This window comes from Erwinia sp. E602, assembly GCF_018141005.1.
In the GTDB taxonomy this organism is placed as follows: Bacteria; Pseudomonadota; Gammaproteobacteria; order Enterobacterales; family Enterobacteriaceae; genus Erwinia.
In genome coordinates, this window is the sequence record NZ_CP046582.1 from 2,371,822 (window position 1) to 2,383,855 (window position 12,034).

At 60.9% G+C, this 12,034-nt stretch carries 9 protein-coding genes; 3 read left to right on the forward strand and 6 right to left on the reverse strand.

The genetic code is table 11. The features are described from left to right. Positions 1-2: 2 nt before the first annotated feature. Together GKQ23_RS12225 and GKQ23_RS12230 are read left to right on the forward strand one after the other, a co-directional pair. A complete protein-coding gene (locus tag GKQ23_RS12225; RefSeq protein ID WP_212411772.1) occupies positions 3-2,984 on the forward strand; it encodes a virulence factor SrfB in 2,982 nt (993 codons plus the stop codon). After that, positions 2,981-5,374 carry a virulence factor SrfC family protein gene (locus GKQ23_RS12230; RefSeq protein ID WP_212411406.1) on the forward strand — a complete coding sequence of 798 codons (2,394 nt, stop codon included), beginning with the start codon at positions 2,981-2,983 and terminating at the stop codon, positions 5,372-5,374. Before GKQ23_RS12225 ends, GKQ23_RS12230 begins: the two co-directional genes overlap by 4 nt. Positions 5,375-5,545: 171 nt before the next feature. On the opposite strand, the gene GKQ23_RS12235 is transcribed toward GKQ23_RS12230, so the two are convergent. The 4 genes from GKQ23_RS12235 to GKQ23_RS12250 all read right to left on the reverse strand — a co-directional run bounded on the left by GKQ23_RS12235 (position 5,546) and on the right by GKQ23_RS12250 (position 9,197). Continuing rightward, the gene (locus GKQ23_RS12235) at positions 5,546-5,818 is read right to left on the reverse strand and encodes a barstar family protein (protein WP_212411408.1); all 273 of its coding nucleotides are present in this window, start codon (positions 5,816-5,818) and stop codon (positions 5,546-5,548) included. Between the two features lies 1 nt (position 5,819). Then, entirely contained in the window at positions 5,820-6,296 is a 477-nt protein-coding gene (locus tag GKQ23_RS12240; RefSeq protein WP_212411774.1) for a ribonuclease domain-containing protein, read from the reverse strand. A 197-nt stretch (positions 6,297-6,493) separates the two neighbouring features. Then, a complete protein-coding gene (locus GKQ23_RS12245; RefSeq protein WP_212411410.1) occupies positions 6,494-7,411 on the reverse strand; it encodes a sugar ABC transporter substrate-binding protein in 918 nt (305 codons plus the stop codon). Positions 7,412-7,595: 184 nt separating this feature from the next. After that, positions 7,596-9,197, reverse strand: coding sequence for an alkaline phosphatase (locus GKQ23_RS12250; RefSeq protein ID WP_249168514.1), 1,602 nt, complete (start codon positions 9,195-9,197; stop codon positions 7,596-7,598). A 585-nt stretch (positions 9,198-9,782) separates the two neighbouring features. Here GKQ23_RS12250 and GKQ23_RS12255 point away from each other — a divergent pair. Beyond that, entirely contained in the window at positions 9,783-10,877 is a 1,095-nt protein-coding gene (locus GKQ23_RS12255) for an NADH:flavin oxidoreductase/NADH oxidase (RefSeq protein ID WP_212411418.1), read from the forward strand. Positions 10,878-11,278: 401 nt separating this feature from the next. On the opposite strand, the gene GKQ23_RS12260 is transcribed toward GKQ23_RS12255, so the two are convergent. Together GKQ23_RS12260 and GKQ23_RS12265 are read right to left on the reverse strand one after the other, a co-directional pair. Continuing rightward, entirely contained in the window at positions 11,279-11,542 is a 264-nt protein-coding gene (locus tag GKQ23_RS12260) for a hypothetical protein (RefSeq protein ID WP_056238015.1), read from the reverse strand. 126 nt (positions 11,543-11,668) lie between these two features. After that, positions 11,669-11,842, reverse strand: coding sequence for a hypothetical protein (locus GKQ23_RS12265; protein WP_156365603.1), 174 nt, complete (start codon positions 11,840-11,842; stop codon positions 11,669-11,671). Positions 11,843-12,034: the final 192 nt, after the last annotated feature.

Consider the following 12,034-nt stretch of genomic DNA (forward strand, 5'->3'; position numbering starts at 1 on the left):
TGCTGCTGGCAACCATTACTGATTTCAAACCCAATATGACGCTGGTGCAGAACAGCGGTATTCAGTTTCTTGATTTTGCACTGACGCCGGTCTGCGACGCCGACTGGCCGGGCAAGTTTGTGCGCCAGACGGCCAACGGCCCGCTGCTGCGGCTGGATTATCATCCGCAGAGCGGCAAATACCTGCTGCCGCAGACCGCCGGCATGCCGCCGGAGCTGGTGAAGCCGGAGTTCAGCTTCCCGCTGGCCCAGTCGCTGGCGCTGCTGAACGGGCAGTGGCTGCCGCTGCCGTTCTTCCGCTTTAACCCACCGCGCAACTTCACCGGCGGCCCGGATAACTGGGCGCGGGTGCAGGTGGTGGCGCTGGACGCACCGGACGAGAAAGGCCGCACTCACCGCATCGTGCTGGCCTTTGACACCCGGCTGGCGACGGAGGGCGAAGATGCGCTGGCGCTGAACGAGAGCGACGTGCGCAACGGCGTCAGCTTTGCGCTGGCCCACCGCAGCGAGGAGCTGGGCGAGTTTCTCGATCAGACCTGGGTGGACGGCTGGCTGCGCGAGGCGTTCAGCGAAAGCGCCAGCGAGCGCGAACAGCGGCCACAGGTCAATATCAAAACCGCCCTGCGCGAATTTGAGTACCAGGCGCACTACCTGAATATCCTGCAGCTGCTCGGTGAGCAGCTCAGCGTGCCGGAGCTGAAGATCAGCGCCGCCACGCTGCAGGAGCCGGCGATTAACGTCGACCTGATCCTCGACGTCGGCAACTCGCACACCTGCGGCATTATGGTGGAAGATCACCTCGACGATCATCAGGGCCTGAAGCACACCTACGAGATGCAGCTGCGCAACCTGAGCGAACCTCACCTGCGCTATAACGAGCTGTTTGAAAGCCGGGTGGAGTTCGCGCTGGCGCAGTTTGGCAAGCAGAACTACTCGCGCGAAAGCGGCCGGGAAGACGCCTTTATCTGGCCGTCGATCGTTCGCGTCGGCCGCGAAGCGGTCAGGCTGGCCCAGCAGCGCCTCGGCACCGAAGGGGCCACCGGCCTCTCCAGCCCGCGCCGCTACCTGTGGGACGAAGAGAGTTACACGCCGGGCTGGCGCTTCAGCCGCACGCCGGGCAATCAGCAGCTGGAGCCGGCGGCCATCGCGCTGCCGCTTACCTGCCTGATCAACGACGACGGCGAGCCGCTCTACCGCCTGCCGCTGGAAGATCGGCTGCCGGTGTTTGCCGCGCAGTACAGCCGCAGTTCGCTGATGAGCCTGATGCTATCAGAGCTGCTGGCCCAGGCGCTGCTGCAGATGAACAGCCCGCAGCAGCGGCAAAAGATGCTGCACAGCAGCGCCCCGCGTCAGCTGCGTAACATTATCCTCACCCTGCCTTCCGCGATGCCGAAACCCGAGCGGGAGATCTTCCGCCGCCGCATGCAGGAGGCGATCGCGCTGGTGTGGAAAGCGCTCGGCTGGCACCCGGCGGATGAGGATTTCCGCAGCGAGAGCGACCGCGCCAGCAGCCTGCTGCCGGTGCCCGAGGTGCAGATGGAGTGGGACGAAGCCACCTGCGGCCAGATGGTCTATCTGTATAACGAAACCCAGGTCAACTTTGGCGGCCGTGCGGAGGCGTTCTTCGCCAGCATGGCGCGCCCGGACCGCGCCCGCGCCGCCGATGAACCGGCCGGAAAAACCCTGCGCATCGCCTCGATCGACATCGGCGGCGGCACCACCGACCTGGCGATCACCCAGTACCGGCTGGACGACGGCGCCGGCAACAACGTCAAAATCATGCCGCGCCTGCTGTTCCGCGAAGGCTTTAAGCTGGCCGGTGACGATATCCTGCTCGACGTGATCCAGCTCTACGTGCTGCCCGCGCTGCAGGCGTCCTTCCGCCAGGCCGGCATGGTCAACCCGGAAGCGGTGATGACCCGGCTGTTCGGTCATGAAGGCCGCCTTGACGGCCACTCCACCCTGCGCCAGCAGGTGACGCTGCAGCTGTTTATTCCGCTTGGCCAGGCGATCCTCGAAGCCTACGAGCGTTTCGACCCGCTGGATCTGGCGGCGGAGATCGACGCCCGCTTTGCCGAGCTGCTCGCACACCGCCCGACCGACCCGCTGCTGGAGTACGTTAACCGCGAGATCCAGCGCGAACTGCCGGCGGAAGCCGCACGTTTTGACATAATGCAGGTGCCGCTGGTGGTGCGTCTGAGCAAGCTGCACGCCGAGTTCCTCTCGCCGCGCATGAACATCACCCACAGCCTGCGTTCGATGTCGGAAGTGGTGGCGGTGTATGACTGCGACGTGCTGCTGCTGACCGGCCGCCCGTCGCGCTTCCCCGGCGTGCAGGCGCTGTTCCGCCACCTGCAGCCGCTGCCGGTCAGCCGCATCCTGTCGCTGGACGGCTATCACACTAACGACTGGTATCCGTTTAACAAGCAGGGAAAAATTGAGAACCCAAAATCGACCGCCGCGGTGGGTGCGATGCTGTGCCTGCTGTCGCTGGATCTGCGGCTGGCCAACTTCTGGTTTAAGGCCGGTGATTTCCAGCCCTATTCCACCATCCGCTACCTTGGCATGCTCGACGCTACCGGCGCGCTGAAGGCGGAGGACGTGTGGTACAGCGATATCGACCTCGATCAGCACAGCTTTAACCTTGAAGTGCGCAACCGCTTCCAGGTGCGCGGGGCGCTGACGCTGGGTTTCCGCCAGCTGGATAACGACCGCTGGCCGGCATCCCCGCTCTATTCCCTGACGCTGGTCGATCCGCAGCTGGCGCGCAGCGTGGCCGGCGACCGGGTTCTGCGCGTTAAGCTGGCGGTCAGCCGGCCCTTCGGCGAGTTTGGCCCCGAGCGCTTTACCCTGGCCGACGCCCAGCTGGACGACGGCAGCCAGGTGCCGCTGGAACACCTGCGGCTGAGCCTGAACACCCTGGCCAGCAACGGCTCCGGCATGGCACATTACTGGATCGACAGCGGGAGCGTGTACCGTAAATGAAATCAATTAATCAAATTCTCTCCGCCCAGGCCGTGAAAAAACGTGACGCCCTGACGCAGGGCATCGAACAGGCGCTGGCCTGGCTGGAACTCAACCGCCAGCAGTCACCGCGGCTGGATCTGGAAGCCGACTCGTTGAGCGTCAAGCTGCTGCGCCAGCATAATAAGGCCAGCGCGCTGGTCAGCGCGGTGCAGAAGCCTCCGGCCATCGGCCTGTTCGGCCTGGCGCAGCAGGGTAAGTCCTATCTGATCGCCCGGCTGGCGGCCAGCGATAAAGGGCGGCTGGAGTGCGCGCTGGGCAACAGCGTGCTGGATTACGCCAGCCAGCTCAACCCGCAGCAGCACACCGCCGCGCCGGTGCTGCGCTTCAGCGCACAGCAGCACGCCAGCGACAGCAGCTGGCCGGTGCGGCTGGACCTGCTGAGCGAGACTGAACTGGTGGCGGTGCTGGCGCTGCAGTACCGCCAGTCGCAGACGGATCGCGCCGCCGCGCCCGATGAGTCGCAGCTGAACGAACGCCTGCAGAACGTGGCGCCCTACCGCCAGGCGGAGCCGGTGGCCGGCATTACCCCGCAGCAGGTGGTGGCGCTGTGGGATCAGGTAAATCAGCTGCAGCGCCGCCAGGACCCGGCGCTGGAGAGCCACTTCTGGCCGCAGGCGGTGGAGCTGGCGCCGCTGCTCGGCGTTGACGAGCGCGCGCGGCTGTTCTCGCTGCTGTGGGGCGAAGATCGCCAGCTGACCGCGCTCTATCGCCAGCTGGCGCACGCCCTGCACCATCTGGCCGGCGCCCGCCGGGTACTTGCCCCGATCGGCGTGCTGGATGAGCCGTCGTTCAGCCTGCTTAACGACAGCGGCGTCAGCCAGTTTAACGCCAGCAGCGACCTGATCGTGCAGGTCGCGCCGCTGCACCAGGGGCGCACCCTGCCGGCGGTGAATATCGCGCTGGCGGAGCTGACCCTGCTATGCCGTGAGGTACTGCTGCCGCTTTACAGTACCCCGCGTGAAGCGCTGTTCAGTGAGGTCGATCTGCTTGACTATCCCGGCCTGGTAACGCCCTCGGTGCTGCCGGACGACGAGCAGCACGCGCTGGCGCTGGGCTTTCTGCAGGCGCGCCGCCCGCTGCTGCTGCAGCGCGCGACCCTTAAGCAGACGCTGACCCATCTGCTGGTGTGCAGCGCCTCGGGCCACCGCCTGGAGACGCCGCTGGTCGGCCGGCTGCTCGACCAGTGGGTTAAGCAGACCCAGGGAGAGAACAGTCAGCAGCGCAGCGGCCGTAAGCCGGGTCTGATCTGGGCGATGACGCCGTTCGATCAGCGCCTGACCCACGGCCATAACCATGACGCTGCCGTGCAGCGCTTCGTCGGTCAGCCCGGCGATGCCTGGGGCGCGATGCTGGCGATGGATGAAAAAGGCGTGCAGCGCATGGCCGGCTACCTCTCTAACGAGGTGCTGCGCGAGGCGAAACTGGCGCGGATGGAGGTATTACGCAGTGAGGTGCAGCGCGAGCTGACCGAAAACCTGCTCGGCCAGTGGGCGCAGAACGTGGAAGCCGACGACGCCGCGGCCCGCCTGCGCATCGCCGAAACCCTGCTGAAGGCCCTGCAGACCCGCACCGGCGTTCACGGCGAACTGCTGGAGCGGCTGGTGCCGGTGCGTGACACATTGCGCCATCTGTTTTTACAGCGTGAACAGCGCAACGAACGCCTGCTGGCGGATGAGTACAGCATCAGCGATGACGACCCGTTTGGCATCGGCGTGGCCATCGACCTGCTGAGCGAAACGCCGCTGACGGCGGTGCAGACCAGCTACCACAGCGTGCCGGAAGTCGACCACGACGCCGAATTTGCCCAGCAGGTGTACCGCTACTGGGTCAACCAGCTGCGCCAGCTGCCGGAAAACGGCCCGCTGCTGGAGCTGCTCGGCGTCAGCAAACCGACGCTGGAGATGCTGACCAGCGAGCTGATCACCGCCAGCGTGCGTCAGGGGGTGGAACCGGCGCTGGCGCGCATTCTGGCCAACGACGACGCCCAGGGCCTGCCGGCCGGGCAGGTCGCCGACCGCCAGGTGTCGCGCGCGCTGAGCGTGATCGGCGATTTTGTCGCCTGGCTGGGCTTTCAGCAGCTGCCGGAGGCTGAACGGCCGGAGAGCCGCATCAACCGCGGGCAGAAGATTTTCGCCAAACCGGAAGTGCAGACCGCCAGCCTCGGGCCGGGCCAGCGCCTGACCCGGCTGGCGCTGAAGCCGAATAACCACGCGGCCTTCTACATCTACGACTGGCTGGTCGGGCTGAATACGCTGATCGTGCAAAACGCCGGCTGGTCCGCCGCACGTGAAGTCAGCCCGGAACAGCGCGAGCAGCTGGCGCAGACGGTAGCGATGATTCGACGGTAAATGTGGGGGGCGTTCCGGGCAAGGCGATTGTGCTGCGTAGCCCGGAAACGTCTGTTGACTTAGCGACAGAACCGTAAGCGCCACTCAAATGGTGACACTGTCACATACTGTGGTTTAGCAGATGACGGTATTCCGATATCTGCTGACCGCTCCACACCAGGTACGAGCAATTCAGCCCTCATCGTTACAGATGCAAAAGGCCCCGTCGGTCTCCGCTTCTGCTTCCTGCATCACCTGCACTATCCTCGCCAGCGCCGGCCGCTGTGGGTGTTGCTGCAGATGGCACAGGGTAACCCGCAGCGGCAGATTAAGCTGACCGGTCAGCACATCCCACAGCGCATCAAGATTGTTACCGAAGTAATTCAGCTCAAAACGCGCGGCAAACTGGCGATAAAAATCGGCGGCGTCCGCGACCTCGCTGAGATCAAAGCGTTCTTCACGCATCTTATTTCACCTGTTCAAAGTGGCGATAGTGATCGCGGGTGACGAAGATCAGCCCGTCGCTGGAGTACAGCAGCCGGTCGGCGCCGCGCCGCCCGCACTGATAGTTGACGTCGGCTTCATACCAGCTGCGGCCGCTTTTCTCCGGCAGCCCGCCCTCGCGGTTGCTGAAGCGATCGCCGCCGATCGCCCGCCCCGGCAGCACCTGACACAGGTTACCTTTTGCCGGGTCCCAGCCCTGTCTGCGCGCCGCCGACTTGCGGATATAGTAGTCCGGCAGCCGCTGATGCTGCTGAATATAGTTGGCCACCCGCGATTCAGCGGTAAGCCGATCGATAGTGGCGGCCGGACTGCCCGCTGCTGATCCACGCTCGTTTTCCCCGCCAGCGCCACTGGCTACCGAGCCGTAACCAGCGGGTTCCGTTCTTTCCGCGCGGGAGGCCGAGCCCGAATGGGTTGACCTCGCCGCGGTATCCGCCATTGTTCCCGTGGCTGAATGAGAAGTCTGCCCGTCGGGCTGACGCAGCCCGGCGTAAGTGGCGATAAGTGCCACCACGCCAGCGATAATCAGTTTCTTACTCATGGTGTATTCCTGTGGTGCATCGCTGTGAAAAAAGGGGCCAGAGGCCCCTTTGCACTAGAACGATAACAACTTTTTTCCGCCATGATGACCGAAAATCACATCTCTTCGTATTTTTTCATATTCTCTTTGGTGACCAGCTCAAACGGGATCCAGTGGTACGAGTCGAGTTTCTCACCCTTGATCATCCGCTGGGCGACGTCCACCGAGGCTTTGCCCTGCCCGACCGCATCCTGGAATACCGTGACCTGCATTTTGCCGGAGGCCAGCGCCTTCAGGCCGTCCGGGGTGGCATCAATGCCGCCGATCAGAATTTTGCTGTCTTTCTTACCGGCCTGCTGCAGCGCCATAATCGCGCCGATCGCCATCTCATCGTTGTTGGCGGCAACGATATCCACCTGCTCACCGTTGGTCAGCCAGTTGAGCATCAGATCCATGCCCTCGTTACGCGAGTAGTTAGCGGTTTGCTTCAGGACAACCTTCATTTTTGGATACTTAGCCACCACCAGTTCGACATCTTTGGTGCGCTGCACCGCGCCGGCATCGCTCAGGTTACCGATCATCACCGCCACATTGCCCTGATAGTTGGCCTGGCGGGCCAGCTCCTCCATCTGCAGGGTACCGGACTGCTTCTCATCGGAGCCGACAAATACCACGCCCGGCGGCAGCTTCACGTCGCCCGGCGTGCGGTTTACGTAGACCAGCGGGATCTTCGCCGCGCTTACCAGTCTGGTCATCGCCGGGGTGCCGGCGGAGTTGACCGGATCGACGATAATCGCGTCCACCCCGGCGCTGATAAAGCTCTGCACCTGGTCGGTCTGACGGCCCACATCACCACGAGCATCCTCAAACTGCACTTTGATGCCGCGCTCTTTGGCCTCTTTATCGATCGCCTGACGAATGATGGTGAGGAAGTTCTGATCAAAGTAGGCCATCGATACGCCGATGGTTTCGGCCAGCGTCGACGCGGAAAAACCCAGGGCAGCCACCAGTACTAACTTTTTAAGATGTTTCATTATTCTTCTCCGCGGGCAAGAGGTTCGGATGAGTATAAAATGGAATGATTAGTCCACGTCGAGATAATAATGAAACATACGATTTGCCCGCAACAGGATTAGTGCAATTTCTCAACTCAGCTCACGCTAAATAAAAAAACCGGCACGGTGGCCGGTTTCAGGAAAAGGATGGAACGTTGCAGAGTTACCGCGCGATTTTCTCAACCGCCGATCCTTCCAGCGCGGCTTTCACCACTTTGAACACATCGGTGTTATCGATATACGCGCCGTTACTGAGGCCCACGTATCTGGCATAACCGGCATCGGTGCCCTGAACCCGGGCAGCGAAGGCTGCAGAACCCGCGCCTTTGGCCCACAGCGGTACCAGCGCGTTAGAGTGGTTGCCGGTCGGGCGGAAGGAGATGCCGGGCATCTGCCCTTTGCCTTTATTCGCCACCGCTTCGAAGGCGGTTTTCTGCGCGTCCGCACCCATCGGCATGCCGTTGTCGTGATCGGTGGTAACGATCAGCAGCGTTTCTTCCCAGCTGCTGTTCTTCTCTACCCAGTTAACCACGGCGCTTACCGCGTTGTTGAAGTCGGCGGTCTCTTCAATCAGGCGACCATACTCCACGCCGGTACAGTTCGGGTTGTAAGAGTTACCCCAGTCGCCCTTGCCGGTACAGGCGTTGCTGGTGTGCGCCGCCCAGTCGGTGGCTCCGCCTTCAACCATGACGAAGAAGCCGTTGCCGTTTTTGCTCAGGTGCCGGATAGCACCCTCGGTCATGGTGGCCAGCGTAGGCACGCTGCGGATATAAGCATCGCCGGACGGCGTGGTGCTGTCTTTGCCGGTAAAGGCGGCCTGACGGCCCTGCTGCAGGGTGCCGTTAGGCGCAACGTCAGGCGAGCCGATCAGCGGACCATCGTATTTCAGGGCACCGCTGGCCAGCTGGCTGAACTCTTCGCTGCTGCGCAACACTTTCCACGGGCTGGTGGCGTTTTCCGGGGTGAGTTTGCCTGCCTGCAGGGCGTCCCACTCCTCTTTAGCCAGATAGCTGTTAGCGTCTTTGCCACAGCCAACCTCCGATTCGTCCTTCGCCAGTTTGTCACAGGCGGTGCCGTTGACGTTAAAGCCCGGCAGGCCGGTACCCATAATCAGATCCAGTTTGCCTTCGGTCAGCATCTGGCGGGCGATTGCGTGGTAATCGTTACGCGAGGCGTTCTGAGCGCCAAACGCGGCGGGCGTGGCGTGGGAGAACGGCACGCTGGTGACCACGCCGGTGGCTTTACCCTGCGCTTTTGCGACAAGAGTAACGAAATCAACCGGCTTGCCGTTATTGTCGTAGTTGATGGCGTTGTTGTAGGTTTTGATCCCTGAAGCCAGCGCGGTGCCGGCCGCGGCACTGTCGGTCGGCTCGGTGGCCAGGTATTCGTAACCTTTGAACGGCAGATCTTTGTTCGCCGCGTCCGGTGTGATGTCCCAGGCTTTCTGCGGGTCATAGTTAACCAGCGAGTCGGCATTATGGGTGGCTTTTTTCGACGCGTTCAGTGGGAAAGTGGTCATGGCAAACTTCACCGGGAAACCGGCGTACGGCGTTTTATCACGTGCACCGTACTGCCAGTAGGCCGTGGCATCCCAGGTCCCCCAGCCCGCCCCGTCGTTAATCATCACGATCACGTTTTTCGCTTTGGTTTCAGTCGCCAGTGCCGGCTGCGCGACGCTAACGCCGGTGACCGATAACATGCACAAGGCAAGGTAACGTTTGCGAAACAGACCGGTGGCGCTGGCGGGGGTGTGTTGATTAACCATGAGACTCTCCGTGTAAAATTTCATCACAACAAATCATTGCAAAGATTGTTGATATGTTTAATTTTGTTGCAGTTTTCGCAGCGCAGTATCGATGGCGTTTATGACAATTTCATGACCACTGACGACGTTGAAGGTTAACAGCTGACCACAGGCAATAAGATCGCTCTTCTTTAAGTGACTGTTTTTAAATTGAGTTAAGTCACATTTTTCTGTCACTGATAAGATTAACCCGTAAAATGTAAACCACTGTAAAGACACCTACAGCGGCGCTTGTCCCATCTCCGCATACGGCATACCGTTTAGATTTTGCTGTTACGCGATGACGTTATGCAGTTCTGTTGTGCATATGCCAGCCGGCAATGACATAACACAGCGGGCTGCCAGCGCTCAGCACACAGCGCTTTACGCTTCATACTCTGGATTGATTACCATCCCCTCTGTGAGTGAGTAAGACGTTCGCACCCTGCGACCATCATTAATGGTGGCTGGCAGCAGATGCACTCTTTTAGGTTTACGCTTAATCCTGAATCGACCCGCCTTGCGCACGACCGATTATGAGAAATCCTTCAGAGATATGAGGTAGTAATGAGTCAACTGTTCAGTCCGACACGCATTGGTAAGCTTGAACTTGAAAACCGCATCGTGATTGCGCCGATGTGTCAGTATTCCGCTGAGAACGGTCTTGCCACCTCATGGCACCGTATTCACCTTGGCCAGCTGGCGCTCTCCGGTGCCGGGCTGCTGATCATAGAGGCCAGCGCCGTCGAAGCGATCGGGCGCATCTCCTCCGGCGATCTCGGGCTGTGGGATGACGCCACTGAAGCCGCGCTGGGCGAGGTAATTGGCGATATTCGCCGCTGGTCGCCCATTCGCCTTGGCATTCAGCTAGGCCACGCCGGGCGCAAGGCCTCCAGCGAGGTGCCCTGGGAGGGCGGTCAGCAGCTGGCCAGCGATCGCGGTGGCTGGCAGACGGTGGCCCCATCGGCGCTGCCGTTTACCGATGGTGATGCACCGCCTGCAGAACTGAGCCTTGCCGGTCTGGCCGCGGTAAAACAGGCCTTCGTCGATAGCGCCCTGCGCGCGGTGCGGCTGGGCATTGAACTGATTGAGATCCACGCCGCGCACGGCTACCTGCTGCACCAGTTCCTGTCGCCGCTGAGCAATCAGCGCAGCGACGAGTACGGTGGTTCGCTGGAAAACCGCATGCGCTTCCCGCTGGAAGTGTTCCAGGCCGTGCGCGAAGCGGTCCCTTCAGCGGTCGCGGTTGGCGCACGCCTGTCGGCCACCGACTGGGTGGAGGGCGGCTGGGACGTGGAACAGTCGATCGTCTTCAGCCAGCGCCTGCAGGCGCTGAACTGTGATTATCTGCATATCTCCAGCGGCGGCCTCTCCCCCGCTCAGGCCATCAGCGTCGGGCCGGGCTATCAGCTGCCGTTTGCCCGCGCCATCCGTGAGCAGGTATCTATCCCGGTGATTGGCGTTGGGCTGATTACTGACCCGCATCAGGCTGAGGCGGTGCTGCAGGACGGCGACGCCGACCTGGTAGCGCTGGCGCGCGGCATCCTCTATAACCCACGCTGGCCATGGCACGCAGCGGCCGCGCTTGATGCACAGGTTCGCGTTGCTCCACAGTATCTGCGTTCGGAGCCGCATGAGGTTAAGGGGACTTTGCGGCGCTAAGGGATCGGTTCAGGCAGCTTCGGCCAGGCGACATTACGGCGCCTGCATGCTGAACGAACCTTGGCCGAGTAACACGCTCTGCTGGCGAATTCAGCTGAACTCAACGGTCAGAGGCTGACGATATAAACCAAGGCCAGCGAGGGCGCGGTTTTCCCTTTGCTGGCTAAACGGGCCATTAAAACCTGCTTAGCCAGAAATTAACACCGCCGCTGCCGAAGCACTCTCTTTATTGAGGGTAATATGTATGTTGTAACTAATAAGGATTGCGTTATAAACATCGTTGCCCCTCACCCTGCCGGTTTGCTCGGTAAATCCGCGACTGGCTGCCGTCGAGCGATGCAGGTAAACCTCTTAAACTACCCGCCCGACAACACGCTTAGTTAAGGTCAGACTTTGCTTAATCAATAACTCTCCGATGGGGGCGCCAGCTCTTCAACCAGCACCAGCGGACATTTCTTCACCCTGCAGGCGTGGCTGTACGCCAGTTCGCAGACCGAGCAGACGTCCTTCTCTTCGCTCTCATAGTGGTAATCCATAAAATAGCGGAACGTGCCGCCCCGCTTTGCGCAACGTACGATATGCTGTGGCGCAAAGATCTCATCCAGCTGCCTGAAGGTCAGGGCTGACGGGTTGTGGAACCCTACTCTTACGCGATAAGTTGTCATGCCGTAATTATGTGGCAGCGGGTTATGAAAGCCCAACAGGTTGTACGTGTTGCTCAGATTGGTGAAATTTATCGGTAAGGGCAAAATGGCGACGGGCAGAAAAAAACCGCCCTGTGGCGGCTCCGGTCAGAAATGAGGAAAGGTCAGTTTTTCGCTAAGAAATTTAAACCCTTCTGCTTCAAATCGGGTCAGTGTCATAGGTACGGCATTAGCAGGTTTGAAGAATCCGCTTTGATGACGGTAAAACCAAACCTGAGGTTTAGATAACCCCGTTCCAATCCAGTAAAATCCGGTGTCCATAAAGCTGTTCCGGTCATGTATTGAACGCCCACTCTAACACGCTGAGATAAAAATTACCTGAAGGGATTTGTTGGGTTTTGTCATTCCCGTGGGTATCTGGCTGATTACTGGCTGTAAAGCGGTTAAAATTAAAGGCCGCCGGGCGACGTTATCAGAAGGCAGAAAGTTCAGACCTGGAGATGACAGCCAGCC

Excerpts from the sequence above, each read along its gene's own strand:
- GKQ23_RS12235 (WP_212411408.1), bottom strand. The coding sequence starts at position 5,818 with ATGCGTGAAGAACGCTTTGATCTCAGCGAGGTCGCGGACGCCGCCGAT.
- GKQ23_RS12260 (WP_056238015.1), bottom strand. The coding sequence starts at position 11,542 with ATGACAACTTATCGCGTAAGAGTAGGGTTCCACAACCCGTCAGCCCTG.
- GKQ23_RS12245 (WP_212411410.1), bottom strand. The coding sequence starts at position 7,411 with ATGAAACATCTTAAAAAGTTAGTACTGGTGGCTGCCCTGGGTTTTTCC.
- GKQ23_RS12230 (WP_212411406.1), top strand. The coding sequence starts at position 2,981 with ATGAAATCAATTAATCAAATTCTCTCCGCCCAGGCCGTGAAAAAACGT.
- GKQ23_RS12255 (WP_212411418.1), top strand. The coding sequence starts at position 9,783 with ATGAGTCAACTGTTCAGTCCGACACGCATTGGTAAGCTTGAACTTGAA.
- GKQ23_RS12240 (WP_212411774.1), bottom strand. The coding sequence starts at position 6,296 with ATGGCGGATACCGCGGCGAGGTCAACCCATTCGGGCTCGGCCTCCCGC.
- GKQ23_RS12250 (WP_249168514.1), bottom strand. The coding sequence starts at position 9,197 with ATGGTTAATCAACACACCCCCGCCAGCGCCACCGGTCTGTTTCGCAAA.
- GKQ23_RS12265 (WP_156365603.1), bottom strand. The coding sequence starts at position 11,842 with ATGGACACCGGATTTTACTGGATTGGAACGGGGTTATCTAAACCTCAG.